The 3,578-nt window shown below is 49.4% G+C and carries 3 protein-coding genes and 1 pseudogene; all 4 read left to right on the top strand.

The window, feature by feature from the left end:
• Positions 1 to 109 precede the first annotated feature (109 nt).
• Positions 110 to 763, top strand: a complete 654-nt coding sequence (gene ppaX / locus L692_RS0108190; protein ID WP_025698849.1) for a pyrophosphatase PpaX — start codon at positions 110 to 112, stop codon at positions 761 to 763.
• Positions 760 to 1,302: an acyltransferase gene (locus L692_RS0108185; protein WP_025698847.1), complete on the top strand. Its 543-nt coding sequence runs from the start codon at positions 760 to 762 to the stop codon at positions 1,300 to 1,302. The genes ppaX and L692_RS0108185 overlap by 4 nt, the downstream gene beginning before the upstream one ends.
• A gap of 240 nt (positions 1,303 to 1,542) precedes the next feature.
• Positions 1,543 to 2,931, top strand: a complete 1,389-nt coding sequence (locus L692_RS0108180) for an MBOAT family O-acyltransferase (RefSeq protein WP_025698845.1) — start codon at positions 1,543 to 1,545, stop codon at positions 2,929 to 2,931.
• 37 nt (positions 2,932 to 2,968) lie between these two features.
• Positions 2,969 to 3,578, top strand: a pseudogene (locus L692_RS0108175) (hypothetical protein); the annotation flags it as partial.

Genomic DNA, 3,578 nt, shown 5'->3' with positions numbered 1-3,578 from the left:
CCGATTCTGTGCCAGCCGAACCGGAGGGGACTTCGAAGGAGAATGCTTCCGTTCCCCAATCTGATTTAAACCACCCGCCTTTGAAGGAAGAGAAAAAGGAGTAGTCATTATGATTGAATGTGTTTTATTTGATTTGGACGGTACGATCGTCAATACGAACGAGCTGATCATCAGCTCGTTTATGTACGCGCTGGAGCAGCATTCGCAGCCCGCGATTACCCGGGAGCAGATGATCCCCCATATGGGGACAAGTCTTCCTGACCAGCTCAAGGCGTTCACCAATCTCGAAGACGTCTCGGCAATGGAGGCTTCCTACCGTCACTACCAGGTCGAGCATCATGACGAGCTGATTCAGTCCTTCCCGAATGTGAATGAAGCGCTGGAAGAGCTGCGCAGCCGCGGGATCAAGCTCGGGGTTGTAACGACCAAGATCCGACCGACAACGATTCGGGCGCTGGAAATGTTCGATTTGCTGCAGTATATGGATACCATTATAACGCTCAATGATGTTACCCAGTTAAAGCCTCATCCGGAGCCGGTGCTGACCGCGGTAAGCAAGCTTGGCGCAAGCCCGGAAAAGACGCTCATGGTCGGCGACAGCGGAGTCGATATTCAGGCGGCCAAAGCTGCGGGCGTGTTGGCAGCCGGGGTGGCATGGTCGCTTAAAGGTGAGTCGACGCTTCGAAAATATAACCCGGATTTTATCCTTCAGGATATGACCGACCTGTATGAAATTGTAGGCGGGGAAACAGCGAAGCCGTGAGCAGAAAGGTCACCCGCTATCCGGTGGAAGGTCACAATTCGCTATGGCACATTTACCGGACGGTCAGCCCGTGGAAGGGTGTCCGAAATTTTATTTTTATTCAGATTGCACGCTATTGTCCGATTCTTCCGCTTAAGAACTGGATCTATCGCCGTGTGCTCGGAATGAAGGTGGGCAAGCATACGGCTTTCGGGCTGATGGCGATGGTGGATGTGTTTTTTCCGGAGCTGATTACGGTGGGTGAAAATTCTGTCATTGGCTACAATACGACGATTTTGGCGCATGAATATCTAATCAAAGAGTATCGTCTGGGCGAGGTCGTTATCGGCGACAATGTGTTGATCGGCGCGAATACGACGATTCTTCCCGGCGTAACAATCGGGAACGGGGCAATTGTGGCCGCTGGCTCGGTCGTGCATAAGGATGTGGGGGCGGGAACGTTCGTCGGCGGGAATCCGCTGCGGGAATTGAGGCGGGCTGAACCATCGGACGCCGCAGCGAAGGCCGGATCTTCCCGGGATTGGAATCAGGTTGATTAAGACGATGACGATAGGAGACATGCGGTTTATCCTTGGGCTGAGTTGGCAAGAGGATTGCTTTTCACCAGGGAAACCGGGCGTGTCTCTTTTTTTGTTGTGTAAATTTACTATATTTTCAGGATTATTTCTTAAATTTGACGTCTGCAGACTTACTCGTTCGACACTTTTCTAGTATATTGGAAGTTAGGGGCTACGAACCAATTATTTGAAGTTGAAAATTATGAAGAGGTGTTTGAAGAGGTGCTGTTTAATTCTTACGAATTTATTTTTATTTTTATGCCGGTAACTGTGGTCGTGTATTTTATTCTAAATCGTCTTCGTTTAACCCTCGCCAGCAAGCTTTGGCTCGCACTCAGTTCCCTGTTCTTCTACTGCTGGTGGGATGTTCGCTATCTTCCGCTTCTGCTCGGTTCCATCGCTTTTAACTACATAATGGGCAGGACTATCGGACATATGCATCGTGCCGGAGAGCGCAACCGTAAGCTGGTTCTGGCTTTCGCCATCACAATGAATGTGTTCCTGCTCGGTTACTTTAAATACGCCGATTTCTTTATCACCAACGTAAACGAGCTGTTCTCGGCCAATCTCCCCCTGCTCAAAATAGTGCTTCCTCTGGGGATCAGCTTTTTTACCTTCACCCAGATTGCGTATCTTGTTGATGCCTACCGTGGCAATGCAAAGGAATACAATATTATCAGCTATGTGCTGTTTGTAACCTTCTACCCTCATCTGATCGCTGGTCCGATTCTCCATCACAAGGAAATGATGCCCCAGTTCGACCGGCTGCGGGGCAAGCGTCTGGACTACGGCAATGTAGCGAAGGGGCTGTTTCTGCTCAGTATCGGGTTGTTCAAAAAAGTCGTGATCGCCGATTCGTTCGCGCCTGTGGCCACCAACGGATTCGACGTGTTGACCCAGCTTAATTTCGTGCAGGCCTGGACAACCTCTCTTGCCTACACACTCCAGCTCTACTATGATTTCAGCGGTTATTCAGACATGGCGATCGGAGTCGCGCTGCTGTTCAATATTAAACTTCCCATCAACTTTAATTCGCCATACAAATCGGTTAGCATCCAGGATTTCTGGCGCCGCTGGCATATGACGTTAAGCCGATTTCTGCGGGATTACATCTACTTCCCTCTGGGCGGCAGCCGTAAAGGAACGATTCGTACCCATGTCAACTCCATGCTGACTATGCTAATTGGCGGCCTGTGGCACGGGGCGGGCTGGACTTTCGTGTTCTGGGGATTTCTGCACGGATTCGCCCAGTTTGTCCACCGGTTGTGGCAAAAGACAAATATTAAGCTCCCGAAATGGGTCGCTTGGTTCATTACCTTCCAGTTCATTAATTTTGCATGGGTCTTCTTCCGGGCCACAAGCTGGGACGATGCCATCAAGGTGCTGAAGGGCATGGTTGGCCTTAACGGAATCGGCATCTCTTCACTGGACAAGACGGTTGTGATTGGACTGGCGGTCTTTATGCTTATTGCTGTAGCGTGCCGGAATTCCATGCAGATGCTGGAACAATTTAAGCCAGGCTGGCGGAGCGCTGTTGTGGCCGCCGCTTTATTCGTTATTGCTGTTGTCTATTTCAACAAAATCAGCGAGTTCCTCTATTTCAGCTTCTGATTGGCGGCCATATAACTTATAAGGGAGATTTATTGAAGTGAGGCATAAAAAAACAAAATTCAAAAAATTTATATTCCAATTTCTAGGCATGATTCTCGTGTTCGCTGTTCTGGTCGGCGCCTTTGTTTATATTGTCGACCCCCTGCAGTTCTATCGCAAAGCAGGTTTTTATACACCTAAATATTCCTGGCAGGAACGATATCAGAATCCCGGACTCGCCCGGAACTTTGAATATGACACAATCATTCTCGGCAGCTCGATGACGGAGAACTTTATGCCGAGCGATGTAAGCGAGAAGCTGAAAGGCAACGCCCTGAAACTGTCGATTGAAGGTTCGACCGCCAAGGAGCAATTTTTGACCGCACAAGTGGCTTTCCGTACGGGACAAGTCAAGCAGGTGTTATGGGGAATCGACTATTTTGCTTTTCGCGGCAACCATGTCACCGATCAGGGTGATTTTCCCCACTATTTATATGACACGAATCCGCTTGACGATTATAAGTATATTTTCAATGAATCCAACATTAAGACAGCATTTGCGGCTTTGACCAAGCCCAGACCTAAGCCCAAATCCAAAGCGACCGAGCAGGCTTCGCTTGAACGGCTCTACAATTGGGACAAGTCCGTTACCTATGGCCGGGAACGGG

It is taken from the genome of Paenibacillus forsythiae T98 (assembly GCF_000520735.1).
GTDB lineage: Bacteria > Bacillota > Bacilli > Paenibacillales > Paenibacillaceae > Paenibacillus_AQ > Paenibacillus_AQ forsythiae.
Note: the sequence above shows the minus strand (reverse complement) of the source record. Positions and strands in the feature narration are given on the sequence as shown.